This is a genomic window from Variovorax sp. Varisp46 (genome assembly GCF_059491885.1).
Genome location: NZ_CP168515.1, coordinates 5409146 through 5435690, shown reverse-complemented (window position 1 = coordinate 5435690; position 26545 = coordinate 5409146). Strand labels below are relative to the sequence as shown.

At 64.4% G+C, this 26545-nt stretch carries 23 protein-coding genes and 2 pseudogenes; 14 read left to right on the top strand and 11 right to left on the bottom strand.

Annotation, left to right across the window (positions count from 1 at the left end; all coding sequences use genetic code 11):
* Positions 1-15 precede the first annotated feature (15 nt).
* The 3 genes and pseudogenes from ACEN9N_RS25755 to ACEN9N_RS25745 all read left to right on the top strand — a co-directional run bounded on the left by ACEN9N_RS25755 (position 16) and on the right by ACEN9N_RS25745 (position 2622).
* On the top strand, positions 16-960 hold the full coding sequence (locus ACEN9N_RS25755) for a TniQ family protein (protein ID WP_495654822.1): 945 nt from the start codon (positions 16-18) through the stop codon (positions 958-960).
* A gap of 57 nt (positions 961-1017) precedes the next feature.
* Positions 1018-1404 (top strand): annotated as a pseudogene (locus tag ACEN9N_RS25750) (TniQ family protein); the annotation flags it as partial.
* A 285-nt stretch (positions 1405-1689) separates the two neighbouring features.
* Positions 1690-2622, top strand: a complete 933-nt coding sequence (locus tag ACEN9N_RS25745) for a hypothetical protein (protein WP_495656447.1) — start codon at positions 1690-1692, stop codon at positions 2620-2622.
* Between the two features lie 6 nt (positions 2623-2628).
* Here the strand turns inward: ACEN9N_RS25745 and ACEN9N_RS25740 are convergent, their stop codons facing one another.
* Positions 2629-3420: a hypothetical protein gene (locus ACEN9N_RS25740; RefSeq protein ID WP_495654821.1), complete on the bottom strand. Its 792-nt coding sequence runs from the start codon at positions 3418-3420 to the stop codon at positions 2629-2631.
* A gap of 579 nt (positions 3421-3999) precedes the next feature.
* Between ACEN9N_RS25740 and ACEN9N_RS25735 the strand changes: the two genes are divergently transcribed.
* From ACEN9N_RS25735 to ACEN9N_RS25725, 3 genes are all read left to right on the top strand, one after another.
* On the top strand, positions 4000-4695 hold the full coding sequence (locus tag ACEN9N_RS25735) for a hypothetical protein (protein ID WP_495654820.1): 696 nt from the start codon (positions 4000-4002) through the stop codon (positions 4693-4695).
* 112 nt (positions 4696-4807) lie between these two features.
* Positions 4808-5023, top strand: a complete 216-nt coding sequence (locus tag ACEN9N_RS25730; protein ID WP_495654819.1) for a hypothetical protein — start codon at positions 4808-4810, stop codon at positions 5021-5023.
* A gap of 114 nt (positions 5024-5137) precedes the next feature.
* A complete protein-coding gene (locus ACEN9N_RS25725; protein WP_495654818.1) occupies positions 5138-6043 on the top strand; it encodes a hypothetical protein in 906 nt (301 codons plus the stop codon).
* A gap of 35 nt (positions 6044-6078) precedes the next feature.
* On the opposite strand, the gene ACEN9N_RS25720 is transcribed toward ACEN9N_RS25725, so the two are convergent.
* Both ACEN9N_RS25720 and ACEN9N_RS25715 read right to left on the bottom strand, forming a co-directional pair.
* A complete protein-coding gene (locus ACEN9N_RS25720; RefSeq protein WP_495654817.1) occupies positions 6079-7008 on the bottom strand; it encodes an ImmA/IrrE family metallo-endopeptidase in 930 nt (309 codons plus the stop codon).
* Complete coding sequence (locus tag ACEN9N_RS25715) at positions 7005-7358, bottom strand: helix-turn-helix domain-containing protein (RefSeq protein ID WP_409172376.1); 354 nt, start codon at positions 7356-7358, stop codon at positions 7005-7007. The genes ACEN9N_RS25720 and ACEN9N_RS25715 overlap by 4 nt, the downstream gene beginning before the upstream one ends.
* A 181-nt stretch (positions 7359-7539) precedes the next feature.
* Between ACEN9N_RS25715 and ACEN9N_RS25710 the strand changes: the two genes are divergently transcribed.
* The 5 genes and pseudogenes from ACEN9N_RS25710 to ACEN9N_RS25690 all read left to right on the top strand — a co-directional run.
* On the top strand, positions 7540-8289 hold the full coding sequence (locus ACEN9N_RS25710; RefSeq protein ID WP_495654816.1) for a multiubiquitin domain-containing protein: 750 nt from the start codon (positions 7540-7542) through the stop codon (positions 8287-8289).
* Positions 8264-9445: a ThiF family adenylyltransferase gene (locus tag ACEN9N_RS25705; protein ID WP_495654815.1), complete on the top strand. Its 1182-nt coding sequence runs from the start codon at positions 8264-8266 to the stop codon at positions 9443-9445. Before ACEN9N_RS25710 ends, ACEN9N_RS25705 begins: the two co-directional genes overlap by 26 nt.
* A complete protein-coding gene (locus ACEN9N_RS25700; protein WP_495654814.1) occupies positions 9442-9933 on the top strand; it encodes a ubiquitination-like system serine protease family protein in 492 nt (163 codons plus the stop codon). The genes ACEN9N_RS25705 and ACEN9N_RS25700 overlap by 4 nt, the downstream gene beginning before the upstream one ends.
* 292 nt (positions 9934-10225) lie before the next feature.
* Complete coding sequence (locus tag ACEN9N_RS25695) at positions 10226-11476, top strand: DUF4427 domain-containing protein (protein ID WP_495654813.1); 1251 nt, start codon at positions 10226-10228, stop codon at positions 11474-11476.
* A gap of 200 nt (positions 11477-11676) precedes the next feature.
* Positions 11677-12093, top strand: a pseudogene (locus tag ACEN9N_RS25690) (magnesium chelatase subunit ChlI family protein); the annotation flags it as partial.
* Between the two features lie 31 nt (positions 12094-12124).
* Here ACEN9N_RS25690 and ACEN9N_RS25685 read toward each other — a convergent pair.
* From ACEN9N_RS25685 to tssJ, 6 genes are all read right to left on the bottom strand, one after another.
* On the bottom strand, positions 12125-14110 hold the full coding sequence (locus ACEN9N_RS25685; RefSeq protein WP_495654812.1) for a serine/threonine-protein kinase: 1986 nt from the start codon (positions 14108-14110) through the stop codon (positions 12125-12127).
* A gap of 46 nt (positions 14111-14156) precedes the next feature.
* Positions 14157-14870, bottom strand: a complete 714-nt coding sequence (tagF, locus tag ACEN9N_RS25680; protein ID WP_007831816.1) for a type VI secretion system-associated protein TagF — start codon at positions 14868-14870, stop codon at positions 14157-14159.
* 1 nt (position 14871) lies between these two features.
* Entirely contained in the window at positions 14872-18537 is a 3666-nt protein-coding gene (tssM, locus tag ACEN9N_RS25675; RefSeq protein ID WP_495654811.1) for a type VI secretion system membrane subunit TssM, read from the bottom strand.
* Complete coding sequence (locus tag ACEN9N_RS25670) at positions 18537-19946, bottom strand: DotU family type VI secretion system protein (RefSeq protein WP_495654810.1); 1410 nt, start codon at positions 19944-19946, stop codon at positions 18537-18539. Before ACEN9N_RS25670 ends, tssM begins: the two co-directional genes overlap by 1 nt.
* Positions 19947-19954: 8 nt before the next feature.
* On the bottom strand, positions 19955-21250 hold the full coding sequence (gene tssK / locus ACEN9N_RS25665) for a type VI secretion system baseplate subunit TssK (protein WP_237726069.1): 1296 nt from the start codon (positions 21248-21250) through the stop codon (positions 19955-19957).
* A 254-nt stretch (positions 21251-21504) separates the two neighbouring features.
* Positions 21505-21933, bottom strand: coding sequence for a type VI secretion system lipoprotein TssJ (tssJ, locus tag ACEN9N_RS25660; RefSeq protein ID WP_007831824.1), 429 nt, complete (start codon positions 21931-21933; stop codon positions 21505-21507).
* Between the two features lie 219 nt (positions 21934-22152).
* Here tssJ and ACEN9N_RS25655 point away from each other — a divergent pair, with 219 nt between their 5' ends.
* From ACEN9N_RS25655 to ACEN9N_RS25645, 3 genes are all read left to right on the top strand, one after another.
* Complete coding sequence (locus ACEN9N_RS25655; RefSeq protein WP_007831825.1) at positions 22153-22560, top strand: TssQ family T6SS-associated lipoprotein; 408 nt, start codon at positions 22153-22155, stop codon at positions 22558-22560.
* A gap of 67 nt (positions 22561-22627) precedes the next feature.
* Positions 22628-24619, top strand: coding sequence for a type VI secretion system-associated FHA domain protein TagH (gene tagH, locus ACEN9N_RS25650; RefSeq protein WP_495654809.1), 1992 nt, complete (start codon positions 22628-22630; stop codon positions 24617-24619).
* The gene (locus tag ACEN9N_RS25645; RefSeq protein WP_413333077.1) at positions 24612-25415 is read left to right on the top strand and encodes a PP2C family protein-serine/threonine phosphatase; all 804 of its coding nucleotides are present in this window, start codon (positions 24612-24614) and stop codon (positions 25413-25415) included. The genes tagH and ACEN9N_RS25645 overlap by 8 nt, the downstream gene beginning before the upstream one ends.
* 25 nt (positions 25416-25440) lie before the next feature.
* On the opposite strand, the gene ACEN9N_RS25640 is transcribed toward ACEN9N_RS25645, so the two are convergent.
* Positions 25441-25821, bottom strand: a complete 381-nt coding sequence (locus ACEN9N_RS25640; protein ID WP_413314911.1) for a DUF4150 domain-containing protein — start codon at positions 25819-25821, stop codon at positions 25441-25443.
* 15 nt (positions 25822-25836) lie between these two features.
* Positions 25837-26499, bottom strand: coding sequence for a DUF3540 domain-containing protein (locus ACEN9N_RS25635; protein ID WP_413314910.1), 663 nt, complete (start codon positions 26497-26499; stop codon positions 25837-25839).
* Positions 26500-26545 lie beyond the last annotated feature (46 nt).

Genomic DNA, 26545 nt, shown 5'->3' with positions numbered 1-26545 from the left:
CTCCCTTTGGTCCTTGTGCGCACCAAACCGATCGGTACGTCGTCGTCGGATTTCCGCGCTTGCGAGTCGCTGGCCTCGTGGGCCTTTCGTCTGCAGAAGTCAAACGGGCTCTCGAGCCCGTTGATGCTCGGCGCGAGGGCGAAAGCTCCGTACGGCAGGATCAGCGATGCGCCCACGAGTCCCGAGAAGACGGCACTCGACTGGGCCCAGGTAAGCCGCCGCAGTCCAGCGGAGATCGCGCCACTGCTCTTGTCGCTGGGGAAAGAGCAGCGGTCGGTCGCATCCGGGCCGACAATCATGCGCGCGTGGGCGCTTTGCGAAAAACCCGACCGACGCCCAACCTTTGCCGCCCGCCATGTCGTGTGTCCCGCGTGCCTTGCGCATGACGAAGTGCCTTACTGGCGACGAAGTTGGCGGCTTGCCACCACTACCGCATGCGACGTTCACGGCGCCGGCATGCTGGAACGCTGTCCGGAGTGCCACGGTGCGTTCACTGTGCCAAGGAAAAATCTCTGGCCACTAAGTCACTGCGGCGACTGCAGCTTCGATCTCCGCTGCTCTGCGATTGACACCGCGGCCTTCCAGAGTCGAGTGATCCTTCAAACCCTGCACGACATCTACGGTCACCCGGCGAACACATCCCAGCCGTCATATGGGCTGCCATGCCGAGCACTTCGCCGTCTTTTAGATCTGGCAGGTTTGGCGGAAGCAGGCATCACCTCGATCGAATCGCTCGTCGAGCAGCGGGTGCGAAAAAATTTGGCGCGACGCGTCGAGGTCAGGGCCGCGCAAAAATTTCTTCTGCAACCCATCGAGATACGCTCGCGGGCTGCATGGTTTGTTGAAGACTTCGCAGTGCGTCGCCCGATTGACTTTTTCCGACTCGTTCACGAGCACAACAATTCACCAGTGATAGACGGCTGGCTTGCCGACTTTCACGGCATGGGCCCACGCGGTTGACCTGCCCGCGACAGACCTGAACTGCACTGCGAGAACGCCACCGCGTGAGCACTGTAGATGCGTCCACAACTGACCAGATTGCTCATCAGGCCTGCACCGATCGTAAGCCAGAGTCATGCGGAGTCACTGACTTCGTGGCTATTCCGGTTAGCGATCGCCAATGGTTTTGCCGCCTACGGCGAGCTGCTACAGAACGAAGGCATGCCGCTTTCTGCTCACGCGCTTGTCGATGTCGATCCAGAGCGATGGGCGCTACTTTCAGGCCTGGAGCGACTCTCAGGCGTTGCGTTTCAGCGGTTGCGAACGCATGCCCTGGACATCTCGCTATCGGCCATGACTGGGATGCCAGGGAGCACGGCGGGGCGATGGTTGATGTCCAGTGGCGGCCGTGGATGCAGATACTCGATCTGCTCAGCGTGCTTGGCGGAGCACGAGAAGCCGCATTGGCACAGCGCTTGGCGCCTCACTTCGAGCACTTTTTGTCCGGTGCATATGCGACTTCTTGTCGACACGTGTCTGACCTGCGGTGGCGCATTGATTCTCTCGGGAGCGCGAGCAGTTTCACTGCGGATGTGCGAATTCTGCGGCCGAGCTCTGCATGACGACGCAAATCCGGTCCTTGTTCGGCGAATTTCGAAATGGCGCGCTATCGATCCGCAGGATGCGACGCGGTCCGACCTTCCCGTACCAGTGGGTCACAGCAAGCTCTGGTGGGACGGTATCCGTGTCTTGCTGAACGTGCTGGGGCGCCCTCGACTCGCGGCAAAGCTTCAGAAGGCAGGACTGCCTCGCCCGCTGGCCCCGATCCTCGACTCCATGGCGGGCGCCGCTCGCATGAAGTTTGACCGCCAGCCGGTAGCGGCGCGACATCAAATGCTGAACCTAATCGACTGGCTGACCAAGGACTGGCCCGAACGTTTCGTCAGAACCATGGGCAAGGCCCGAATCACATGCAACGAATACGCCACGGCCGAGATCCCGGTGCCTTACTGGCTGTGGCGCGTCTGCAAGGAACACCTCGACCGCAAGCGGTACCGACCGACTGCAGGCGAGATATCGGCCGCCGCTGCATTGCTGAGCAGCGCCGCGTGTCCGGTGACCAAGGTCGCCATCAAACGCATGTTGGGCGTGACCGAAGGAAAGGCACTTGACGCGTCTCATCCCATCATGACCCGTCGCTTGTCAGAGACCGAGATGCTTTCGGTCGTCGGGCTCTTGAACTCCGACCTGGCAAGCGCTACGAGCGCGAGAGATGAACGTGCCTGCCTCATGCGTGATGCATGCTGCATTGCTGCCGCGGCTTGGCTCGGCATCTCGTTAAGGGCCACCTCGAGGCTGGACCTAGATCGGGGCCAAGACTTGCTGGAGGACTGGCGACACGCGGCCCACTCGGACAACACGCGCGGACAGCTCGCGAGAAATTATCTGGGTTGGATGGAAGGCTATCTAATGGGCGCTCGAACCCGCTTTGAACGGTACGAGCGACCGCAGCGTGCCCTGTTCCTCTCGCGATTCGGCGTTGCGACTCAAGGCTTCGGCTTGGCAGCTCGGCTTGCGGACCTGCTCCGGCGTTGTGGGGTTGCAGAGTGGCGATTGGGTTCGCGACTGCTGACAGCCGAGCGCGCCAATGAAAGCTTTGAGTCTGACAAAAGATCTTCTTGATCTCCATCAGGGCTCGGCATGCGCTCCCGCACCTTCGTCGTCGTCCATGTCTTCGTCCATGAACGGACCGAACAGAACTGAATCGCGGCTTGGGGAGTACCGGCCGCCGTCCGCCTGAAATTTTTTCACCTCTTCGAGGGTGAAGTCCTTCGTGCGGACCAAGTGCTGAACGATTTGCTCATCGATCGGCACGCTGTCGGTCTGAAAAATGACCTGCTCCATCTTTCGTTCGAAAGTGACGGCTTCTTCCAGGCGCTCGCGCAAGGCGTCGACCGGATAACCTGCGATCAGCCGGGATCCGATCTCCGGCAGTTCCGTGAACACCTCGAAGAACGGTCCCCGCATTTCAAACTCGCCGTTCCACAGCATCTCGACGTCGCGCCCCTCATCGCGGATTCGATAGGGCATCTTCTTCCCATGCCAGCAAAGGCACATGACCAATCCATCGTTGGGTTCAAGAAGCCATGCATCGCCATCCGAGGTGGTGAATATCACCAGGCGCGCATTCTGGAAAAGGTCACTGGGCGACACCCAGATCTTTGCATCACCCGCTTGCGCACGAAGCACCGCGTCGCCGCAGGCTTGGAGCAGCACTTCCGTCGGATCAATGAGTGGCCTACCCTCCGGCGACGCGGTGATCTCCTGGCAGGTGATCACGTGATGCCAGTGGTTGTACCCGTGCTGTCGAGCAACGCGGTTAAGGAGATCGGTGTGCTTGCCGCCATTTTTGCGCTGAAGCCTTTTGGCAGCTTTTTTCATGGTGTCCACCTGGGAGGCGGACGTCGGAATGAAACGCATGAGAAATTCCATTTCTGCATGCGGGCGCGAGGTGCTCACTGCCAAGGCCCGCCTGCAAAAAGGGAACCAGGGAATGGGTTGTTTGCAACCGTCCCGTGAGGGTTTGCCAAGATGAGCAGCTGGCGCCGGAAGTCGCCTGACGCAAGCATACAGCGCGGAAATACCGCAGGGCAATAGCGCGTGGTGGCGCCGCGACGCATCGGCGCTCGCGAAGCACTAAAGACTCTCGAGCTTTCCAGCGAGCTCGCTGCAGTGAGCTCACGCACAGAAGCTAAGCTCTCCAGTTGTGCAGCACGCGGGCGCGTGCGCGAGTTATGCCCGCCACCAACCGTCTGGCATTGCATCTGACCAAGGTCTTAGTGCCAGCAATCGCAGCTCAATCCGGCTATTGCCTGAAGTGGGACCTTCTGGATAAGATGGCGTATGGCCTTCAACGTAGGCCAGCCCGCCCACATCGGCAAAGCTGTTTCAGCAACGTGGTTCGCAAGCAATTGCGAACGTCAGGCCGACTTTCATAGGTCGCCGCAGGACTCGACGTGTGGGCGCGTCGATTGTCAGCGGCCAACTTATGGAACTCTTATGGCTAAATCCTTTTCCGCTTCCGAGATCGAGTGCTTCAAGCGCCAAGCCAAGCCGCTGGGTCGCAGCTTGGGCATAGTCCACCACCACGCGCTCGACCAGATCGCGATCGCCAACGGTTTCCCCAACTGGTCAGTATTGAAGAAACACTCGATCAAACCCGACGGCACGCCATCTCCCTATCGCTTCATGCGAACGCCCGAGGAGATGCGCCTGGCATCCCACAAGCTGCAGTTGCCACCGCACAGTGGCGCCAACCGCATTGAGGTCGCGCGTGATGCGGTCAAGGACCTCTCGCGGCGATTTATCTCTACGCAGAACGCAGTCGACTTTGCGGTGGACTACATGCGCTGCCTGCTTTCTTTGCCCCGCTTCAAGGTGTATGCGGCAACCACGCTCAACTGGGAGATGCGTTGCTGGTTGCCTTATCTGACGCAAAAGCTAGAGGGCGATGCGACCGTGCTGGTCAACCGCCGGTACAAGCCCGTGGGTCAAATCTCTGACGACTGGGCCGAATACCAGGATTATCCGCACCTGCACCTGCGCCTTGATTCATCGAGGATGCAGGTTTTCGCTTTTCATCCCTCGCATCCAGGCAGCCTGTACAACGACGGCTGCCTGCCGTGGGCATCGCGAAAGAACGCTGAGGCGTACCTGCAGCGGCTAGTGAAGCTACAGGCCACCTTGCAAGGGTAGGCGCCGCGGGACGATAGCTCGGACGCGCTGCGATCGGTGCGAGACTCTTGCGGTCTTGATCTGACGAGATGAATCTCCTCCGTGTGCGGCGTGTCAGCAGAAAGGAAATTCCATGACAACCACCTCCAACAAGCCGGTGCCGCCAGAAGGCTTCCAAAGCTGGCTCGAGTATGCAGTCCTGACCTTCGATGGTCACGAAGCAGCCCTTGCGTTCATGTTCGACGTAGAGCCCTTTGATCATCATCGGATTCAAGCGGCGGTCCTTGAAGAATTCAACGCACTCCGAGCTCGCGCGTCGCTCCCACCGGTTGCTCCCCGAGCGTCATGAAGCAGCAAATTGAACCTAGCCAACAAGTTCGTTGGCAGAATCAATCTCTCGGCGAGGGTGGCTTGCTCCCGTCCATGACGTCGCACTAGCCAACCTCTCAAACAACGATCACTTATGACACTCGTCGTCGCTTGGACCAGACCGACCCGGACCGGTCGCGAATTGTGGGTGATGTCCGATAGCAGGCTTACAGGCGGCAAGCTCTGGGACTATGGCCCAAAGATATTTTCAATTGGCCGAAGCGATGGCGTCATTGCATTCGCAGGGGACACCGTTTGGACATACCCATTGATTGCTCAGATTTCGGCCTACGTTGAGTCGTTCATAAACCTGCGGGATAGGGTTATCGACATCGCGGATGTCTATCAGCAAATCCTCACGATGCTGAATCAATCGCTGAATTTCGTCTCAGATTCCGACCACGCCACGGTGGCGGTTCCTGGCGACTGCGCATTCATCTTCGCCGGATTTTCTGTGCGCCAAAGGGACTTCTTTGTGCGGCGGATTGCCTTCCACCCAGATCGAAAGCAATTTGAAGCAACCCACCCAAAATCTTACGGTGGTCAGTCGATCGCCTTCATCGGCGACGAGGACCCTGTCAATGCCACTGTCCGTCGAATATCCGAAATCTTGAAAGCCGGCAAAGCGCGTCACACAAAGCTAGGCATGGTGCCAGCGGAGGCTTTTTTTGAAGTGCTCTCGTCAAGGCGCTTTAGAGATATTGGCGGCGCGCCTCAGGTCACCAAGGTTTATGAGCATATGAACCAGCGGCACTTCGGTGTCTACTGGCCTCCGGATGTTGCGACCGCAGAGCAGCACATCTACCTCAGGGGCCGCCGCTTGCAGCCTTACGAAGTCCTCGACCATCCATGGGTGTACGAGCCATCCACGACCAAACTTTTTTGGCACGACTTCTCTCCTGATCAACGCCGCGCGGTCGCAGCAGAGAAGGCAGCCACGATCGCGACAGGTACAGAAGTGGCATACCCGACGCGCCTAGCCCTTCAATGGGGGGAATGACGGTGCATCGCACCGGCGTCGCTCGACCGCTACGACTACATCGTGAATCCGGCCGGGACAAGGATGCTCGTTGCAGTGAGCGCCTTGATCGGGTAGATCAATAGCAGAACGTTGTGGGTGGTATCGAAGGCCTCGCCCAGACACTCGTGCTGATCACCGTTTTTATCCTGGTAGACCAAAGTGGTCGGTCGCGTCATCTTTTTGCCGATTGGCAGGAGCGAGAACAATGCGTGCCCTTTGTCGATAAGTACATCGGACGGGCAACCGAAACTCACTTCGAAGCTAGGTGATGTCTCGATGCGGCGCACCGCTGCGGATGCGCTCTTCCCAGGGATGAATTCGATAGGTTCAAGCACATAGACCACGCAGGAGCGGTGATTCGTCCGAGCGAATTCGCGCGCCGATGCATAGTTGGATGCGCCGAACTTCTTTGCCAAGTTGATCGGCGATTTGATTCCCATCGGGCTGTCCGCCGCGAGTTGCCGATAGGCAGTTCCCTGGAAGAGCGCGTAACGAGCAAAGTTGTTGGCCTCGCGTTCAAACTGGTGGGCGATGTCCGGCGCCAAAGTCTGTTCGCAGTCCTGAAAGAACGTGAAAATTTTTCGATGTGCCGGGAGTTCATGGTGCCCGGTCTCGTGAAGCGTCAGGAATTTTTGCTTGCTCAGGCCGACTGACTCGTCGATGTGAATGATTTGTTCAGTCGCATCGTAGAGACCGAGTATTTTCGAAAGTGCAGTCTTCACCGCAAAGAATGCCTTGGCGGTTTTCGCCTTGGCATACGCCAGCAGGCGTTCTGGATCGAAGAGGCCCTTAGGGGCGACACGCAGCTTTGCTGCCGAAACGATGTCATCGACAGGCGTAGGAAAGCGACCCCATGCCGCTGCTTTGTCGAGCGATTGCCGGGCGCGCTCCTCTACGGCCTGCAGTTCGGCCGGTAGCAAGCTGCTGTCGTCCTCTTTTCTCATGGTGGCTTTTTCATTCTCAGGAATTGCAGATATTTCATGAGTTCACCTTCTTCATCCGGTGTCAGGTTGTGCTCCGCGAACGTCGCAAGCCGTCCGTGGCGCTGCGTCGCTTCGCGCGCAGCCGAGGGGGATAAGTAGCCCGCTAGTTCCATCAATTGGACGTAGTCGATTCCGTAGATCTCCGAAAGAGTGTTCAGCACGTTGGGGCTCGGCTGAGCGATCTTTCCTGTTTCAAGTTGACTGAGGTAGGCATTCGATACCTCCTTGCTGCTGGCCTCCTCCACCTGCCGGAGTGACATTTTTCTGTCCTGTCGGATAGACGCCAGATATTGGCCAAGTGTTGGCTTCACGTTCTCCTCGTTGGATGCCGACAGCGACGAACGCGGTTTCGTCCACCGCCCGACAACCTCAGTCTATCCCGAATGCTAATTTTTTCAAGCATGCAATGTTTTTGCTTGACAAACTTAGCACGCGCCGTCACATTAGCAACAGACCGCGGGATTCCTCGCGGCGCAAGAAAGGACGGGCCCCATGGCCAAGAACTTTGAAGATGGTGTGGAAGATGTGCTGCAGGCGCTGAGCGCCGGGCGCGAGATCCGTGGTCATGGCCCGTACGGCATGCTCATCGGTGACGAAAAGCTGGAGTTCCGACCGGTGGTCATTGCCGATCCCGTTCCGACGGGTCGCCAGATCCTCGAGGCGGCCGATGTGCGCGACACCCTGGAGCACCTGCTGTTCTTCATGTCGTACAACGGCCTCCTCCAGGAGTTGGGCCCCGACCAGACGGTCGATCTGCGCAGCTCCGGCGTGGAGCGGTTCCTCGTTTTCCGCAACGACCGCTCTTTCCGCTTCGAGCTGGACGACCGCGTTGTTGAGTGGGGTGCAACCCGCATTTCGGGGTTGACGCTGAAGAAGCTGGCCGGCGTCGACCTCGCGACCTTCGCGGTCTGGCTCGATGCACGCGGCGGCAAGGACCGCCTGATCGGCGATGCCGAACTCTTCGACCTCTCGGCGCCCGGTGTGGAGCGGTTCTACACGGCGCTGCGCACGATCACGGTCAAGGTGAACACCAGGCCGCACCACGTTCACACCGAAACGCTGACGTTCGACCAAGTGGTGAAGCTGGCATTCGCAGACGCTGCGACGACCGACTCGCGCGTTTACACCGTGACGTTCAAGCGCGGGCCGACCACCAACCCCGAGGGCACGCTGGTCGAGGGCGGTTCGGTTTACATCAAAGACGGGATGCTCTTCAATGTCACATTCACTGATAAATCGTAGTCCTGACCTCAAGCGCCTTCGCGACGAGGGGTACGAGGTCGAAGTCCGGGCAGGGCATCTGCTTGTTCATTCGGTCCCGTACGTGAACCCTCGCGGTGAAACGGCCTTGGGCACCCTTGTCTCGAACCTGACGTTGGGCGGGAACATCACGGTCAGGCCGAACTCGCATGTCGCCCACTTTGTGGGCGAGCATCCGTGCAATCTGAACGGCACAGAGATCGTGCAGATCAAGCACGCAAGCGCCATGACCGATTTGGGGGGTGGCATCGTCACCAACCATTCGTTCTCTAACAAGCCAGCCGATGGCTACGCCGACTACCACCACAAGATGACTCGCTATATCGAGATCATCAGTGCTCCAGCGCGCTCCCGCGATCCCGCGCTCAAGGCGCAGACCTTCCGCCCGGTGGCCGCGGGAGCCGATGAATCGGTGTTCCGGTACGTCGATACCGCCTCGAGTCGGGCCGGCATTCAAGCGATCGCGATGCGCCTCGCACGTCGCATCGCGATCGTTGGGCTCGGCGGCACCGGTTCTTACCTGCTCGATCTGCTCGCCAAAACGCCGGCGACCGAAATTCACCTGTTCGATGGCGACGTCTTCATGCAGCACAACGCCTTTCGGTCACCCGGGGCGGCTTCGCTGGCGGAACTGGAGACGCGGGTGAGCAAGGTCGAACGCTTCAAGGGCATCTACTCGAACATGCACGCCCACATCGTGGCGCACAACGGCTACCTGGACGAAACGAACCTGCACGAGATTCAGGGGTTCGACATGGTGTTCATCTGCGTGGACAAGGGCAGCGCGCGCAAGATGATCGCCGAAGCACTTGTTGCGACCGGTGCGTCGTTCATCGACGTCGGCATGGGGGTCGAACTCACCGCAGAAACGCAAGAGCTGTTAGCGGTGTGTCGAGTAACGACTGTCACCGCTGACAAGAAGTGCCACATCGCATCGCGGATTTCGATGGCCGATCGCGAGGAAGAGGATGCGTACAACCAGAACATCCAAATCGCCGACCTGAACGCCTTGAACGCGGTCTTGGCGGTCATCAAGTGGAAAAAGATGTGCGGCTTCTACGCGGACGAGGAAATCGAGCACCACTCGACCTATTCCACAAGTATGAATCTCTTGACTAGCGACGAGGTCTCCGAATGAAGCAGCAACGCATGTCGCATGTTTTCGTGGAGGAAATCCCAGCCGAGACGGAACAGGGTGTGCTGTATGTCTCGATGGAATGCGCCACGGCCATCCACCGATGCGCGTGCGGCTGCGGCCAGGAGGTGGTGACACCGTTGTCACCGACCGACTGGTCGCTGATCTTCGATGGCGACACGGTCTCCCTCGATCCTTCCGTCGGCAACTGGTCTCTCCCCTGCCGCGCCCATTACTTCATCGACCGAGGCGCAGTCGAGTGGGCTGCGAACATGTCGGATGCGGCCATCGAACTCGGTCGGTCTCGAGACCGCCGGAACAAGGCTGCCTACTTCTCGAGCACGAAATCCAGTCCGATCACTTTGCCACCTGGAGCGCCGGCTGTCCCGGCGCAGGTGCCACGAGCGTCAGCCGAGCGTGACTCGAGTTCCGCGCTGGGTCTGAAACCGGCAGGAATCTGGCAATCGCTGAAGACGTGGTGGACGAGCTAGCGCTTCGTCCGAAGATGCACGAGGCCACCGGCTACTGCCAAGCTCCTGAACCTTCGCTGGCCTGGCAGACGCGATGTTAGAAGCATCAAGGGAGAGGTAAGCATGCACGTCTTGAAAGAGGGATGCGCTCTGCAAGAGAGCGTCGCAAAGCCCGGAGGCGTGACGCGCATTCAGGTTTTTATGATGAAGAGCACGAGCCTTGGGCCAGTAGACTTCTCGTTGAACAACCGGCCGACGATGACAGCAACGCCGCGTTCAAAACCAACGACTTCCTCATCTTCCAAGGTCACCCATGGACAACAACTATCGCTTTGACTTGTCCGACTACCTGATCCATTTCTTTCGCGACATCGATCAGAGTGGCCCAAACGGCATCTCCCTGCCGGAGCACCTCGGATGGCATAGCGTGTACGAGGACGAAAAGCTCCCTGCGATCTTCATGTTGAGGGCGGCATTGCGTAACGGGCGGCTCTGGGCCACCTGGTCCTACCGTAACGGCGTGCGAACCATCTATGGACCCGATCCCGCAGTCTGCTTCTCGGAGATGCCCCTCGCTGCGTTCGTGGAGGCTAGTCGCAAACGGAACGCGCGCGGAGAAGCCATGGGGGAGGTTGCTCTTGTTTTTCCCAAAAGCAACATGCGCTCACTCGGCGCTCGGACTGCAATCTACGGCCTGAGCCAGCCTAACGCGACAGTATCCAGCGGCACGGATGGTGGCGCCCGAATTTTTTCGCCAGATGTCCTACCGCACGCGGAGCAGTACCGCTACGTCACGGACGTAGTAGGGCCGGGCCGCACGGTCGACTGGACGCATGAACGGGAGTGGCGCTGGGCCCTGCGTGGAGCAGAGCTTGCGCACCGCGACGAAGGCGGTGCCGCCGAGTGGGACCAAGTTCCTGGACTCGAGCTGTATCAACCTGGACTCAGCGGAATCGGCGCGGTCGTGAAGACTCGCGAGCATGCCGAGCTAGTGATAAGAGACATGCTGGCTCTCATCGATGCTCACGTGGCTCAGGAGACGGCCTTCCGTTTCGTCTTAGTCACCGACGATCTGACATCGCCACGTGACATCCAGGACAAGCAGCAGCTCAACGAGACTCTTCAAGCTGCATCGATCGACCTCGCCCCGTACTTCCTCGGAAGCAAGTTGGAAGCGCAAACAATCTCCGCACGCTTTGGCGAACTCGTGGCTCTGGTCGACCGGGAGGCCGGTCCCGCGGAGAACGGAGAGTTCGGTGGTTGCTGGCTCTGGCTGCACGATGGCGCCGAACCGTTCGTGCGTGCGCTTCTCAAGACCGATCGCGCGTTTGTCACGAAGGACGGCAGATACCTCGCGCGGCTGTTCGAATTCTCGGACAGCAGAAGCCTTGCCCAGCGTGAAGCAATGACGGACATCCTCGCAGATCATGTCGAGCAGGAATTCGGAACCAAGAGCTGTCGCTTTTCCGTCCTGCACTGGGACAACCCCGAGACCGAGCCGTTCTATGCGTCCCGCCATGACCTCTCGATCCCTTTCTATAACTGGGCGTCGCACTACAAGTGACACCAGGCATCGGTTCTGTGTGAGGCAACACTCGCGACCCCATTCCGAAGATGTTGTATGCCCAGTTAGTTAGCTCAACAACTTCGGCCTGAAATCACTCTGAGTGCACTAAGTGTGATCCACGCACTTAGATCGTCGATCAAAGTTAATGCGCAAACTGTTGATTCACTTGCATACCGAAGCTCACTATATTTGACTTCCCATACCAGGTCTCGCGCTACCAGGGCAAGCTCAGCGGCCCGCTACTGGACCGCATCGACCTGCACATCGAGGTACCGGCGGTGTCGGCGCAGCTGCTGCTCGACGCGCCGGCAGGGGAATCGACGGAAAGCATCCGCGGCCGGGTGATCGGGGCGCGCGAGCGCGCGATGCAGCGGCAGGGGTACGCGAACCAGTCGCTGCAGGGCGCGGCGATCGACCGGCACGCCGGGCTCGACGACGCGGCCCGCCGGTTCATGTTCAACGCGGCGTCCAAGCTCGGATGGTCGGCGCGCAGTACGCACCGCGCGCTGAAGGTGGCGCGGACGATTGCGGACCTGGGCTCGTCGGAGGCCGTGCAGGTCGAGCATCTTGCGGAGGCGGTGCAGTACCGCAGGGCGCTGCACAGCCGCACATGAATGCGGCCCCGCCGCCAGCGCCGGCGTACTGCTATTTGAACTCGTGCGCCACCACGGGCGCCGACTTGCTGTCCTGCACCGTCACCCGCTGCCGGTAGACCTCGAGGTCGCCATTGCGCACTTCGATGTTGTAGATGCCCGGGCGCAGCGACAGCGACTTGAGCGGCGGGCTCACGCCGCGGTCCGCGCCGTCGACGAACACCTGGCCCCACGGTCGGACGTTGAACAGCACGCGTCCCAGGCCTGGCGCCGCCGCGGGTGCGGGTGCAGGGGTGGCGGCAGCGCCCGTCGTGCCGGGTGTCGCACCCGCCACGGTCGTCGTGGTGCCCCGCGGCTGCGTGCCCGGCACGAGGGGCACGGACGGCGGCGAGAGCCGGTTGATCTCGGCGAGGGCGTTGCGCGCCTCGCGCGCATGCACACCGCGGCGGTAGCGGCGCAGGTAGGCCTCGTAGCCTTCGCGCGTGTTCTCGGTCTGCGCGAGATTCCAGTCTTCGGCCTCGGCGATGGCCAGCGCGGATTCGGGCGGTGCGGCCGGCGGGACGACCGGCACGGTCTCCAGCGGCGCCAGCGGACCCGCCGCAGCAGCAGGCGCGCTGGCCGGCGTGGCGGGCGGCGGTGCGGTGGGTGCGCCGGCCACGGTTGGCGGCACGCCATCGGTGGCGGGCGGCGGCATCGCCACCGGCGGCGCGGTGTTGCTCGACATCGGCGCGGCGGGTGGCGGCGGCGCCGGCACCATCGCGGTCTTGGCGTCCTGCGGCTGCATGCCCGAGGTCAGGCGCAGGCCGATCCAGCTGCCCACGGCCACGAGCGCGATCACGAGCCCGCCCACCAGGCCCCACCGCGGGAATGCGGGTTTCTTCTTTTGCGCGGGCGCCGCGGCCTTGCGGCCAGGCGCCTTGCTGCGACTGTCCTGTGGCGCAGGCGCCTTCGGCAGCTCGGGCGCTGCCATCGCCACCGGCACCGGTTCCAGCGGTACCGGTGCCGACACCGGGGAGAACTGCTGCGGCTCCAGCGGCGGCGGCGGCGTTGCCGGCACGGGCGATGCGGGAACGATCACCGTCGGCGCGCCCATGCCACTCACGTAGATGTCGCCGAGCTTCACCAGCCCCAGTTCGGCCGCGAAGGCGGCCACGGTCTGCGTGCGGTCCTTGCTGTGCACGGCCAGCGTGTGGTCGACCGCGGCGCAGAAGGCCGGGCTCAGGTCGGCGCGGTCCATCGAGGACAGCGGCACGTAGGCATCCTGCACGCTGCGCACCACGGCCGAAGGCGGCGGATGGCCGGTGACCGCACGGTACAGCACGGCGCCCAGGGCATACAGGTCGGTCCACGCGCCCTGCAGCAGGGTGTTGTCGTCGGCGTACTGCTCGATGGGCGAGTAGCCCGACTTCACCATCACCGCCACCTCGTCGACGAGGTCGGCAATGGACTTGCGCGCCGCGCCGAAGTCGAGCAGCACCGGCAGGTCGTCCTGCTGGATGAAGATGTTGTCGGGCGCGATGTCGCGATGGAAGCACTGGCTGCGGTGCAGCGTCTCGAGGGCGCCCAGCAGCGGCCCGAGCATGCCGACCAGCCAGGGCTCGGTGATCTTGCCCGGCTCGTCCTCGGCCAGGCGACGCAGCGTGCGGCCCTTGTAGAGCTGGATCGCCATGTAGGCGGTGGAGTTGGCCTCCCAGAAGCGATGCACCCGCACCAGCGCCGGGTGGCTGAACTGCGCGAGCGTGCGCGCCTCGTTGATGAAGCTGCGCAGGCCCGCCTGGAAGGTGGCCGTGACCCGCTCGGAACGCACGTGCACGCTGTTGTCGCCCACGCGGCGCGCGAGCATCGAAGGCATGTATTCCTTGATCGCCACTTCGCGCTGCAGCGAGTGGTCGTAGGCCCGGTAGACGATGCCGAAGCCGCCTTCGCCGATCACCTCCAGCAGCTCGAATTCGTCAAGCCGGTGGTTCACGCCCAGTGGATGCGGCCGTTCCTCCTGCGTGTCGGCCGGCGGGCTTGCGGTGCCGTGCGTCGTGGTCATGCTTCTTCTCCTGCGGGGCGGTGGCTCTCATGGCTCATCTGGTGCTTCATGCCCATGGCACGTGTCCCTGCGAAAACAACTTGGAAAACAATGGTGTGTTGAGGCCGCCGCCGTGGGCGGCGGTGCGCAGCGGCGATCCATCGGCCTGGTTGGTCCACCAGTAGCTGGTGCTGCCGAAGGGGTCGAAACACAGTGGAAGCTCGGGCCAGCCCAGGCGCTGCTGCGCACCCGCGCCGCCTGCCGTCGGCCCGAGGATCGAGAGGATGTCGTCCGAACCGCCGCTGGCGGTCTGGAAGCCGGCGCGGCCCGCGGCCAGCACCTGGCTGTCGAACTGGTCGGGCGCCACGCCGTGGCGGATGGCCTGCAGCAGCGCGCTGCCGCACTGCCAATACCACTCGGCCGAGCCTTCGAGCACCGACGGGCGATAGTTGCGCGCGGCCACCTGCAGCGTGATGCAGACGGGGTAGTAGCGGCCCACGCGGTCGCAGCTCGGCGCGATGCAGCCGAACTGCACGGCGTCGACGCCCTGCGTGGCGGGAATGGCGAAGTTCCACACCGGAGCCACCGCGTAGTGCTGCGTCATCGCATCGGGCCAGCGCTTGAAGCTGCCCAGGCCGTTCTGCATCCAGCGGTCCCACCAGGCCTGCAGCTCGCGCGGCATGCGGCGGTAGAGAAAGTCGCCGGCAGCGGGCAGCTTGCCGTACCAGCCGATCTGTTCGTCGACGGGCACCCAGGCCTGCGGGGGAATGCTGCTGTTCATATCAGGACTTCCCGGGGCAGGAGAAGCTGTTCATCTGCGGCAGGCGCAGCGGGTTGTAGACGCTGTTGGCCGTGACCGCGAGCACCACCTTCTTGCCCTGCAGGTCGAAGCTCGCATTGAACGATTCGGGCGAGCTGCCCGCGGAGATCGAGGCCTTGTCGAACAGCCGGTGCAGCGCCCACGGCCCTTCGGTCACGATGCCGCCGGCCGGCGTGCCGTTGGCGGTGGTGACCTGCAGGCGCACCTGGTTGCTGTTGCGCGGGCCGGGCCACTTGACGGTGCTCGGCGCCTGCGGGCCATGCGCGTAGCGCACCGTCTGCCCGTCAATGTCGAGCGTGAACTGCGTGAGCGACGCGTCCATGTCCTCGGGCCGGATGTCGATGGTGAACGAAGGCGTGCGCCCGCCCGCCATGCCCGAGAAGAACACGTCGCGGATGGCCTGCGCCTTCTGGAACGAATCGAGGTAGGCCGAACGGCCGGTGGCGCTGCCGTCCACGCCGCGCTTGAAGGTCCACGGGTTGACCGAGGTGTCGACCTGCGTGACGAGGTTCTTCTGGAAGAAGTCGTCCATCATCCCGCCCGGCGCGAACAGCTGCGCGAAGTCGCCCGAGGCCACGTCGCGGTTCGACCCACGCGTGAACGGATAGCGCCCCGCGATCGCCTGGCTGCAGAACGAGCCGATGCTGGCCGCAGCGCTCTGCCCGATGTTCTGCCGCGTCACCGCCGCCGCCTTCGACGACGCAGTGGCCGACAGGTCGTTCAGCATGCCCTGGAACGGCACCGGCAGGCGCCCGGCCTCGGCCTGCACCTTGGTGACCGAATCGCTGGTCGGCGGGATGTTGCCGCTGCGCAGCGCGGTGTCGGTGGCAGTGAGGAAGTTGTAGAGCTCGTTGATGAGCGCGGCCGTCGCGTCGATGGGCGCCTGGCCGCCCTGCTTGGGCGCGGTCACCATGCGGCGCAGCGGCTCGAAGTGGTTGTCCACCAGCGATTCGGGCCGGTCCACGCGCGTATTGCGGCGCTGGCTGCCGTCGGGCTGGCCGATGAGCTGCTCGATGCGCTCGCGCGTGCTCTGCACGCGGTTCTGCGCCTGGTCGAGCAGGCTGCGCGCGGCCTCGTCGTGGTTGCGCAGCAGGTCGGTCTCTCGTGCGGCGCCGCGGATCAGCCGCGACATCGGCGACTCGGCTGTGGAGAGCACGCGCGTCATCTGGATGCTCTGCAGCAGCGAACGGCTGTCGGCCAGGCGGATGTCGACGAGGTAGTCGTCCCACACCTTGATGTAGTCGGTGAGGTAGAGCCGCCGCACTTCGCGCAGCAGCAGCTCGCGCGAGGTGATGTCGGTGATGCCGGGCGCGCGGATCTGCAGCACCCAGCGGTCTTCCTGCTCGAGCGACAGCGTGGTCTCGGCGATGCGCTTGTCGAAGATGTCCCAGTAGCCGCGGTAGGTGAACAGCGTGGGAATGCCATCGGTCAGCGGCTTGCCGCTGGCACGGCGGATGACCAGTGCCGACTCGGCCCCGCCCGCCTCGGCGATGGTGAAGGCATTGGGCGGGCTGGTCTGCAGCAGGATGCGGCGCAGCCGCGCATAAGAGCGCTGCGCCAGCGGCACGCCGGCCAGGCGCTCGCGCGTCTGCGTGATGAGCCTGTCGTCCTTGGCGAAGGGCGAGGTCACCACGCGTCCCGAGAACAGCGCTTTCAGGTGCGATTCGAGGTTCGCGCGCTGCTCGCGCGTGAGCGAGGCGCCGATCTTGCGGTCCACATCGGTGAGCAGCCAGGCCTGCAGGAAGTCGGCGTCGTAGCGCTCCGGGTCGTACAGCATGAGATACGCCTTGAGCGCTTCATAGCTGTACTCGGCGTCGATCTTCGCGGCTTCGCGCAGCGACTGCTCCACGCGCTGCGCGGCCTGCGGCAGCAGCACGGTTTCGAGCGCGCGCTGGTACACGCCGTCGGTCGCGGCCTGCAGCTTCTCGCCCTGGTAGAGGCCGAAGCGGTAGGACGTGGGCGGATCGCCGATGTCGAAGTGGCTGGACTTCGGCAGATCGCGCAGCTTGTCGAGGACGAGCAGCGAGCTCGCGATGTCGCCGCTCGAGTCGACCACCGTCGGCAGCTCGCCGCGCGCGGCCGCCTTGTTGAAGGCCTTGGCGTTGGTGTCGACCTCGGCCACGTAGTCCTTGTTGTTGCGCCAGCTGTTCACGCAGGCCCCCAGGAACAGCACCAGCAGCACGCCGATGGCGCAGTAGCCCGCGATGTCGATGGCCCGCTTGCGCCGGTACCAGCTCAGGTTGGTGCCGGCCACGCCCGCGTCGCGGAAGATCACCTGCTGCAGCAGCTCCTTCAGGAAGTAGCTCTTGCCGGGGCCCGGCGGCGGCGCCGGCGGCGCGTTGACCTGCAGGTAGCGCTTGATGGCGCCCATCACGCGGTCGAAGGCCGTGCCCTCCTGCGTGCCGCTGGTGAAGTACACGCCGCGCAGCATCGACGCGGCCTCGAACTTCGACGGATTGAACACGTCCGCCAGGAATGTGCCGAGGATGTCCTCGAAGCTCGCGAACTGCTGCGGCAGCAGGTAGGCCTGCGCGCGGCGCATCGGGTCGGACTCGGCCGCCAGCAGTTCGGGCAGGCGTTCGTCGAGGCGCTGGTGCAGCAGCTTGTATTCCTGGTGGAAGCGCTCGCGCAGGTCGCCGCTCACCGGGGCCGCGCCCTTGCCCTTGACGGCCTTCGCGTTCGCCGGGTTGCCCTGGATGGGGAAGGTAAAGCCCCACACCTGCTGCCGCTCGGCGCGGCCCAGCGAGCCGAAGTATTCGTTGAAGCCGGCCAGCAGGTCGGTCTTTGTCACCAGCACGTACACCGGGAAGTCGATGCCCAGGTCATTGCGCAGTTCCAGCAGCCGCTTGCGCAGCGCCATCGCGTGGCGCGCGCGCTGCGCGTCGTCGGCCAGCGGAAGGTCGGCGATGCTGATGGTGAGGATCGCGCCGTTGATCGGCTGGCGCGGGCGGAACTTCTTGAGCAGCTCGATGAAGCCCTTCCACTCGCCCTCGTCGGTCTCGCGGTTGCTCTCGTGCGTGGTGTAGCGCCCGGCCGTGTCGATCAGCACCGCCTCGTTGGTGAACCACCAGTCGCAGTTGCGCGTGCCGCCGATGCCGCGCACGGCCGCCTTGCCGAGCTGGTCGGCCAGCGGAAAGTCTAGGTCGGAATTGACCAGCGCGGTGGTCTTGCCCGAGCCCGGCGCGCCGATGAAGATGTACCAGGGCAGCTGGTACAGGTACTGCCGGTCGAACAGCGAGAAGCGGCTCGCGGGCTTGCCGTCGGCATCCTGGCCGAAGCGCATGTTCTTCAGGATGGCCGTGGCGTCGGTGAAGCCGCTCTGCAGCTCCTTGATCTCGGGCGCGTCCTCGGGTTTGGCCTCCTTCTCCTTCTTGGAAGGCGTGCGCAGCTGGTTGAGCAGCTGCGCATTGAGGCGGCGTTCGCGCCACTTGCGGTAGATGACGCGCACGAGCCAGATCGCGAACATCAGCACGATGATCGCGATGCGCACGATCTCGTCCTCGAGCGGACGATAGCGGCCCACCGCGATGGCCGGGCCGATGATCCAGATCAGGAAGGCGAGTGCGACCAGGCCCAGGAAGACCCACAGGTCGCGGCTGATGAGAAAACGGAAGATGGCGCGCAGCATCAGCGGGAGCCTCCGGGCTGCGGAGCGGGAGTGGGCGCCACAAGCGGCGCGGAGGTTGCTGGCATACCGGCAACGGGCGCCACCAGCAGCGTCACCTCGACGCGCCGGTTGCGCGCGCGGTTGGCAGCGGAATCATTGGGCACGATCGGGTCGGCATCGCCGCGGCCTTCGGCGCGCAGGCGCTGGGGCCGCGCGAGGCGGGTGGCGATCATCTTCTGCACCGCGTCGGCGCGGGCCTGCGAGAGCTGCCAGTTGGAAGGAAAGCGCACGCTGCGGATCGGCTGGTCGTCGCTGAAGCCGCTGACCAGCACGTTGCCTTCCACGGCATTGAGCGCATCGGCCACGCGCGCGAGCACCGGCACATAGCGGTCGAGCACGCGGTCGGAGCCCGAGGCGAACAGGCCGTCGCCGCGCAGCACCACCACGCTGCGATCGGCCTCGTCGCGCACGGTCAGCAGGCCGTCGCGGATCTCGGGCTCGAGAAAGCGCTGCAGCCGCGGCGTCGGCGCTGGCAAGACGACGGCGCGCTCCGTCTGCGGCAGGCGCACTGCATTGACGGCCGCGAAGGCGCCGTCGGAATGGCCCGCCAGGTTGAAGGTAAGCAGCGCGAACACGAGCACCAGCAGCACCGCTGCCACCGCGCCCACCGCCCACACCGGCAGCCAGTTGCGCGCGCGCCGCACGGGCGCACTCGCGTCCTGCCAGTGCGGCGACAGCGGCACGGCGATTTCGCCGCGCGTCTGCCGGATGATCTGCAGCAGCCGCTGCTTGAGCGTCTCGAGCTGCGTGCGGCCGTTGTCGATGACGCGAAAGCGCCCCTCGAAGCCCATCGCCAGGCAGAAGTAGATGAGCTCGATCAGGTGCAGGTGCTGCTGCGGGTTCTGCACCAGGCGCGACAGCAGCTGGAAGAACTTCTCGCCGCCCCAGGTCTCGTTGTGGAACATCACGAGCAGGCTCTGCGACGACCAGATGCTGCCGCCCCACGGCGTGAGCGCGGCGGCCTCGTCGACCGCCGTGCACAGGCAGTAGCGCGCGCCGATGATCACTTCGGGAGAAATGCCCGCCTGCTGCGCGCGCGTCTCGAAGCGGCGCACCTCGTCGACGAGGTGTTCGCGCAGCTGCGAGGGCGCGGCATGGTGGCCGGTGGCACGGATCTGCGGGATCAGGTCGAGCAGCGGATTGGCCGCGGCCACCAGCGGGTTGTTGCCCGCGAGCGCCGTGTCGCCCGCATGCGGGCGCCGCGAGTCGTGCCACGCGGTGAAGGACTCCGGCTGCGCGCCGAGGCCACCGATACCGCCGGCACGCGAGGCGGACGGCATGCCGCCTGCATCGCCGCTGGCGTTGCCGCCGCCGGGGTTCGGCGGCACGAAGCCGCCCGGGCCGACGGCCATGTCGTTGACACCGTTCATAGACTCCCTCACGGACGGATGGCCCAGAACTCCATGGCCAGGCCGGGAAAGTCACCGGCCAGGTGCATCGCCACGCCGCCGGACTTTTCGAGCTGTCGCCACATGTCGCCGCTCTTGTCGAGTTCGAAATAGTGATAGCCCGCGTTGTACGGAATCTGCCGCGGCGCCACCGGCAGCGGCCGTACCACCACGCCCGGCAGCTGCAGCTGCACGAGGTCGCGGATGCGCTCGACCGAGCCGATCTTCACCTGCGTGGGGAAGCGCTGCTGGATGGCATCGGCCGGCAGGTCGGCATGCACCGCGAGCACGAAGCCCGCGTTGCGCACCAGCACCGGGTCGGGCATGCGGCCCACGCGCACGCCGTGGCTGCGCTCTTCGAGTTCGATGGCGATCGCGCTCTGCTCGAGCACCGCCGACAGCGAACGCCGCAGCTCTTCCAGCAAGGGGCGGATGCAATCGTTGAGGTTGTCGTGGTCATACACCGGCCACAGCACCGGACGGCGCGTGGGCGAGGTGTGCGTGGCCAGGTGGCAAGCGAGCTTGAGCCAGTCGACGAACAGCTCCTCGGGATGCACCTGCACCGCCTGCTGCGCGTGCCACGTGAGTGCAAGGTAGCGATTGACCAGTTCGAGCAGCAGGAAGTCGGAGACCTCGCTCACGCCGCCGCGCCCCGGCTGCGACAGCCGCGAGGCCAGTGCCTCGGAGCGCTGCGTGAGCAGCCCGTGCAGTTCCGCGATCATGCTGCGCAGCATCCCGTGCGCCGAGGCATCGAGCACCGGCGGAATGTAGTTGGCATCGACCACCAGCTTGTGGTCGGTGCGCCGCTCGATCACGCGCACCGCACCGATGGCCTGCCACTCCGCGGTGAGCGAAGAAGCGCGCGCCAGGCGCAGGCGCGGCGAAGCGAGCTGCAGCACGGCAGGACCGAGCGCAACGGCATTGCCGTCGTTCACCTCGCGCTCGATCACGCCGAAGCGCGCGGCCGAGCCTTCGTCTTCCGAGAAGATGACCTCCTCGCTGCCCGGCCTGCGCAGCGGCAGCGCGAGCACGATGAGTTCGTCGGTGAGGTCGTTCGGTACTTCGTAAGGCAGGGGCGCGTCTTCGGCGCCGAACGAAAACGGCGTGCCATCCGGCATCACGCCCGCACCGCCGAGCAGCGACACGCGGCCCAGTGCGTACGCGTCGCGGTCGATCTCGAGATGCAGCCAACCCCAATAGGCGCCTTGCAGGCCTGCGGTACGCCGGGTCACGTACTGCTCGACATAGCGTTCCATTTGCTGGAAATGCTGCGGCCGCAGGTACATCCCTTCGGACCACACCACGCGATTCGCCAACGCCTGCGGAAGGGCGCCGTTCTTTGCGGCGCCCGGATTGCGAACTGTCACCAAAAGACCTCCTGGGGAGTGCTCACGTCGAAGCGGAAGATGCGCTGAGGAGCGGCCTCCCGGTCCACCTGTTTTGCTCTTGATGCTACACGGCGCGTCTTACGTTTTGCATCGCAATTCGCTAGCTAATTTTTCGCACTTTCGTACTAGCGAATCAAATTTTTGAGAAGAAATTAACGACTTGGTAGCAACTCGATGCCCGTCTTGCGGATGGCGACATGCACGGCCTGCTCGCTCGGCGAGAACTGCCACACCTTGTACAGGTTGGTCTGCTTCGGTTCCTTCAATGGCAGCACGATGCGCCAGCGCGCGGCTTCCAGCTTGCGGTAGCCCGCGATGATGCCGATGGCGCGCGAGTCGAGTCCCGCCTCGCGCTTGAACACGCGCTCTTCGCCGCTGCGCATGATGGCCTGGTCGGCGTTCACGAGCTCGGTCATGAGCGTCTCGCGGTCACGGTCCTGTAGTGCAAAGTAGTCTGCCGTCTCGAAGTTGCCGGAAGATTTCAGTTCGAAGACTTTGACGAGGATCGGCGCGGCCTGGCCGCGTCCGTCGGGGTTGACGCCATCGTCGATCTTCACGGTGATGGCATAGGGCGTGGGCATGGACTTGGCCGTCGATGCGCATCCACTGATGAGGCCCGCAAACAACGGTGTGGTTGCAAGTGCGCCTTGTAGCAAGCTTCGTCGATGCATTGAATTCTCCCCGGGGGTTCGCGGCCTATATTATCGAAGTCGTGCGCCCTTACGATGGCGCGTCGCGTGCATGTCGCAACACAGCGGCACACTACTCAAGGATTGCCTTTTGCAAGGTAGGAGAGAAGATTGAAGTCATGTCTGCCTGCTCTGGCGCTCGCTCTTTTGGTGATCGCGGGTTGCACGACCACACCACCGCCCGATCCCGCACCGCAACCCGAACGGCTGAGCCAGCAGGTGGCACGCACCACGCTCGAACGCGCGCAGCAGGCTTATGACGACGGCGACTATGCCAAGGCCGTCAACACGCTCAAGAGCGGCGGCGTGTCGGTGTTCGACGCCGCCGAGCCCGCTACGCGGCTCGATGCGATGAAGCTCGAAGCCTTCAGCTACTGTGTGGCAAACCAGGTGCCCGAATGCCGCACGCAGTTCCGCAAGATCCTCGATGCGTTCCCGAGCTTCGAGCTCAACGTGGCGGAGCGCAAGCATCCGGTGTGGGGGCCTGCGTTCGAGGCCGCCAAGCGAATGAAGCGCTGATGAAGAACACCGCGGCCCTGCGGCCGCCGCTGTTGCCGAAGCGCGGGAAAACGAACACGGAGAAGCCATGCTCTGGACAGTGATCGAACATGCGGGCAGGCCGGTGGCTGCGGGGCCCTCGGCATTGCTCGCGGCGCCCGGCGGAACGATCGGACGCAGCCCCGACAACCACCTCGTGCTGCCCGACGAACAGCGCCAGATCTCACGCCTGCAGGCCACAGTGCGCTTCGACGACGACGGCGTTGCGGTGCTGCGCAACATGAGTGCCGTGCTGCCGATCAGCGTGAACGGGCGCTCGCTTGCGCATGAGCAGGAGGCGCGCGTGGCCGACGGCGACCGCGTGGCGATCGGCAGCTATGTGCTGGAGGCCGCGAGCCCGCTGCGTGCGCCGCCTGTTGCGCCGCCCGTGACGGCGGCAGCACCGGTACAGCCGCCGGCTTCTCCAGTGCAGCCGTTGCAGCCGCTTTCGATGGCAGCACCGATGATGGCCGCGCCCGTGTCGGCGGGCCCCGTCGATGCGCTGCTGCCGTCCTCCGGCGCATCCGACGTGTTCGCCGATCTGTTCGGCGAAGGCGCGCTGCCCATCGGCGATACGCAGCCCACGGTGGCGATGCCAACGCCGCCGCGGCAGGCCCCCCCTCCGGCTCCAGCACCCGTGGCGGCGCCGGCGCCCAGCGAATCTTTCGCGGCGCCCCTGCAGCCATCGGCACCGCCGTCACCGCCACCCCCGCCAAAGACAGGCCCGAGCCTTGCCCCGGCGCAGATTCCTTCCGCCGCGGACTGGGACGCCATCCTCGCCAACGCGCCGCGCCGCGTCGACAGCACGCCCGCGCCGATGCCCGACCCGATGGCGCACGAACCCTTCGAGCTACCGTCGCAGGCGCGCCGCAACCCGGTCGATCCGCTCGCGGAACTGAACCCGGACGCGGCCAACGACATGTCGGACATGGCGCTCAAGCGCGGCGTCGATCCGCTCTCTTTCTTCGCGGCCGACGAAAGCGCGCACTCGCCGCTGACCGACCCGCGCCCCACCGCGCTGGCGCACACCGATCCGCTGCTGCCGGGCGACACGCACCCCGCGCTCGACCTGCTGCAGAACAACAGGCCTGCCGTGCAGGGGTACAGCCAGTCGAACCATGCGCGCGAAGTGGCGGCGCAGTTTCGTCCGCCGAATCCCGTGGCGATGCCAGCGCCGGCACCCGCACCTGCGCCCGTTGTCGAGCCGGTGAAGGTGGAGGCACCGCCGCCTCCGCCGGTGCCCGTTCCGCCGCCTCCAGCGCCTCCGCCACCGTCTCCACCCGTCGTGATGCAAGAGAGCCCGCCCGCGCCGCCGCCTGTCGTGGCTCCGCCGGTGGCTGCCGTGGTCGCGGAGCCCGCTGCCGCGCCCGCCGCTACAGCGGCGGCAGCAACGCAGCAACCTGCGGCGCAACAACAACCCGCAGCCCCGTCCTCCTCGTCGGAAGCTCTCTTCAAGGCTTTCCTCGAAGGCGCCGGCGTGCCCGAGGTCGCCGGCCAGCAGCCGCTCGACATCGAGGCCATGCAGCGGCTGGGCCGCATCATGCGGGCCTTCACCGACGGCACCATCGACCTGCTGTCCTCGCGCGCCATGCTCAAGCGCGAGGTGCGCGCCGAGATCACGATGATCGTGGACGAGGAGAACAACCCGTTCAAGATCCTGCCCAACGGCCGCGCCGTGCTGATGCAGATGTTCGGCGCGCGCATGCCCGGCTTCCTGCCGCCCGAAGCGGCCGTGCACGATGCGCTCGGCGACCTGCAGTCGCACCAGCTCGGCATGGTTGCCGGCATGCGCGCCGCGCTGCTCACGCTGTTGAAGCGCTTCGATCCCGCGGCACTGAACAGCGCCACGCCGCACGACGGAGGCCTGGGCGAGAAGCTGCTGCCCGGTGGCCGCGAGGCGCGCCTGTGGCGCGAACTGCAGCAGCTGCACACCGAGACCACCGCGGCCGTCGAGGACGACTTCCAGGCCGTCTTCGGCCGGGCCTTCCAGCAGGCCTACGACAAGGAAATGGAAAGATTGAAGGAGGCGCGCCGTGCTTGAACTCACCCGCGCTTTCGCGGTGCCGATATCGACCTCGCAGTTCTCCTGTGTCGGCGAGCGCAGCGGCAACCAGGACGCCATCGGCTACCACCTCGACGAATACAACGCCTGCTTCGTCGTCAGCGACGGCGTGGGCGGCAACGCGGGCGGCGAACTGGCCGCGCGCATTGCGGTCGACACCGCGCTCAACACCTTCGTGCGCAACCCATCGGTGGAGCAAGAGGACATCCAGCACGCCGTGAAGGCCGCCAACGACGCCATCCTTGCCAAACAGCGGGAGCTCGCCGACCAGAGCAGGATGAGCGCGACCATCGTCTCGCTGTTCGTCGACCGCACCAGCGGCCAGGCCTGCTGGGCTCACGTGGGCGACAGCCGTCTCTACTGGTTCCGCCGCGGCGCGCTGATGCAGCGCACCGAAGACCACAGCCTGTCGGAGCGCTCGGGCGAAGCGGCACTGGGCAACGGTACCAATGGCGGAGAACGCCTGGTCAAGACCAACCTGCTGTACCGCGCGCTCGGCGCCAGGGCCGCGGTGGAAACCACCGTGTCGACGCCGCAGCGCCTGGCCGACGGCGATGCTTTTTTGCTGTGCACCGACGGCTTGTGGCAGCTCATTTCACAGCAGGTGATGGAACGTTCATTGCAACTGGCCGACAGCGCTGAAGAGTGGCTCGCGCTGCTGCGCCGCGCGGCCGAGGCCAAGGCCGATGAGTCGCGCGACAACTACTCGGCGCTGGCGGTGTGGGTGGGGTTTCCGCAGCAGGTGACGCTGGCGGGCACGGCCAGGCCCGTCTGACGATCGCGGGAAGCGGCGCGCTTTCTCAGGGCGCCAGCATCAGCACCTTGAACTGGCTCGGCACGATGCGCATGCCGACCATGTTGCAGCGGTTCTGCATCGTGATGCTGGTCACGCGGGTGGCCGGCGTGCCCTTGAGCAGTACCGTGAACGCGCCGGTAAGGTGACGCGATTGCTGCATGAAGGTCTGCGACACAACGCCGCCCAGCGCCCCAGGCTGATCGCCCAGGGTGATTGGCGTGGTCGTAGCCATGTTGTGTGCCGGCATCGCCATGAAGAGGATGTTCCAGGCGTTCGGTACGGCCATCGGCCCGAGGGCCATGTTCGGGAACGGAATAGGCACCGGCGTGCGGCAAACGTCCGGGAAGGCGAGGTCCATCCCCATCAATTGGCAGTTGGCAAACATCGTTGAAGCTCCTTGTCAGCCCATGTGGATCTGCGAGGCGTCGACCTTCACCAGTTCCTTGCCGGTCACCATCGTGTGCTGGCCGTGGATGCGCACCGTCTGCGTGGCCTTGCAGTCCAGATGACCGACGCGGGACTGGTCGACTTCCTCCACCATGCGCAGGGCGTTGCGCGCCATCTGCACGATGCGTTCGGCGACGGTCTCGAGCACCTTGCCGACGAGCCGCGTCCGACCCACCGTCGCATCGACCGACTGCGCTGTGACATGCAACTGGTCCACGCGGCAATCGCCCTCGTCGGCCTGCAGGGTCCATTGCGCGCCTTTCATTTCCAGCGTCGCTCCGCTTCGCAGGCTGAGATTGCCCGCGCTCTCGATCGACACCATTCCCACAGCCCCACCGAGCGTGATGTCGCCGGGGGCGTCGATGCGGCTCGTCGCGGGGTCTGCCTGTTCGATCACCGCGATCAGGTAGACCCGGTAGCGGTCCGGCCCGGACAACAGCACCGTGTCGCCCTGCTCTGGTTTGAGCAGGCAGCTCGCTGCCCGCCGGCACATCCACACGACGCCTTCGTCGTCTTCGACCCCCAGCTGCCCGTCGGGCATGAAGGCTGTCAGCCGTCCGATGAAATGGACCGGCGTCGATTCGGCTGGAGTCGAGCGGAGCGGAACGACATTCATGATGATTCCCTTCTTGGCGTTGATCGATGGCGCATGGCTTTGCCGT

Coding starts and splice junctions, on each gene's coding strand:
- ACEN9N_RS25705 (WP_495654815.1), top strand. CDS start 8,264: ATGTCACATTCACTGATAAATCGTAGTCCTGACCTCAAGCGCCTTCGC.
- tssJ (WP_007831824.1), bottom strand. CDS start 21,933: ATGCCCACGCCCTATGCCATCACCGTGAAGATCGACGATGGCGTCAAC.
- ACEN9N_RS25685 (WP_495654812.1), bottom strand. CDS start 14,110: ATGACCACGACGCACGGCACCGCAAGCCCGCCGGCCGACACGCAGGAG.
- ACEN9N_RS25720 (WP_495654817.1), bottom strand. CDS start 7,008: ATGAGAAAAGAGGACGACAGCAGCTTGCTACCGGCCGAACTGCAGGCC.
- tssM (WP_495654811.1), bottom strand. CDS start 18,537: ATGCTGCGCGCCATCTTCCGTTTTCTCATCAGCCGCGACCTGTGGGTC.
- ACEN9N_RS25710 (WP_495654816.1), top strand. CDS start 7,540: ATGGCCAAGAACTTTGAAGATGGTGTGGAAGATGTGCTGCAGGCGCTG.
- tagH (WP_495654809.1), top strand. CDS start 22,628: ATGCTCTGGACAGTGATCGAACATGCGGGCAGGCCGGTGGCTGCGGGG.
- ACEN9N_RS25740 (WP_495654821.1), bottom strand. CDS start 3,420: ATGCGTTTCATTCCGACGTCCGCCTCCCAGGTGGACACCATGAAAAAA.
- tssK (WP_237726069.1), bottom strand. CDS start 21,250: ATGTACCTGCGGCCGCAGCATTTCCAGCAAATGGAACGCTATGTCGAG.
- ACEN9N_RS25695 (WP_495654813.1), top strand. CDS start 10,226: ATGGACAACAACTATCGCTTTGACTTGTCCGACTACCTGATCCATTTC.
- ACEN9N_RS25640 (WP_413314911.1), bottom strand. CDS start 25,821: ATGTTTGCCAACTGCCAATTGATGGGGATGGACCTCGCCTTCCCGGAC.
- ACEN9N_RS25735 (WP_495654820.1), top strand. CDS start 4,000: ATGGCTAAATCCTTTTCCGCTTCCGAGATCGAGTGCTTCAAGCGCCAA.
- ACEN9N_RS25670 (WP_495654810.1), bottom strand. CDS start 19,946: ATGAACGGTGTCAACGACATGGCCGTCGGCCCGGGCGGCTTCGTGCCG.
- ACEN9N_RS25700 (WP_495654814.1), top strand. CDS start 9,442: ATGAAGCAGCAACGCATGTCGCATGTTTTCGTGGAGGAAATCCCAGCC.
- ACEN9N_RS25725 (WP_495654818.1), top strand. CDS start 5,138: ATGACACTCGTCGTCGCTTGGACCAGACCGACCCGGACCGGTCGCGAA.
- ACEN9N_RS25635 (WP_413314910.1), bottom strand. CDS start 26,499: ATGAATGTCGTTCCGCTCCGCTCGACTCCAGCCGAATCGACGCCGGTC.
- ACEN9N_RS25730 (WP_495654819.1), top strand. CDS start 4,808: ATGACAACCACCTCCAACAAGCCGGTGCCGCCAGAAGGCTTCCAAAGC.
- tagF (WP_007831816.1), bottom strand. CDS start 14,870: ATGAACAGCAGCATTCCCCCGCAGGCCTGGGTGCCCGTCGACGAACAG.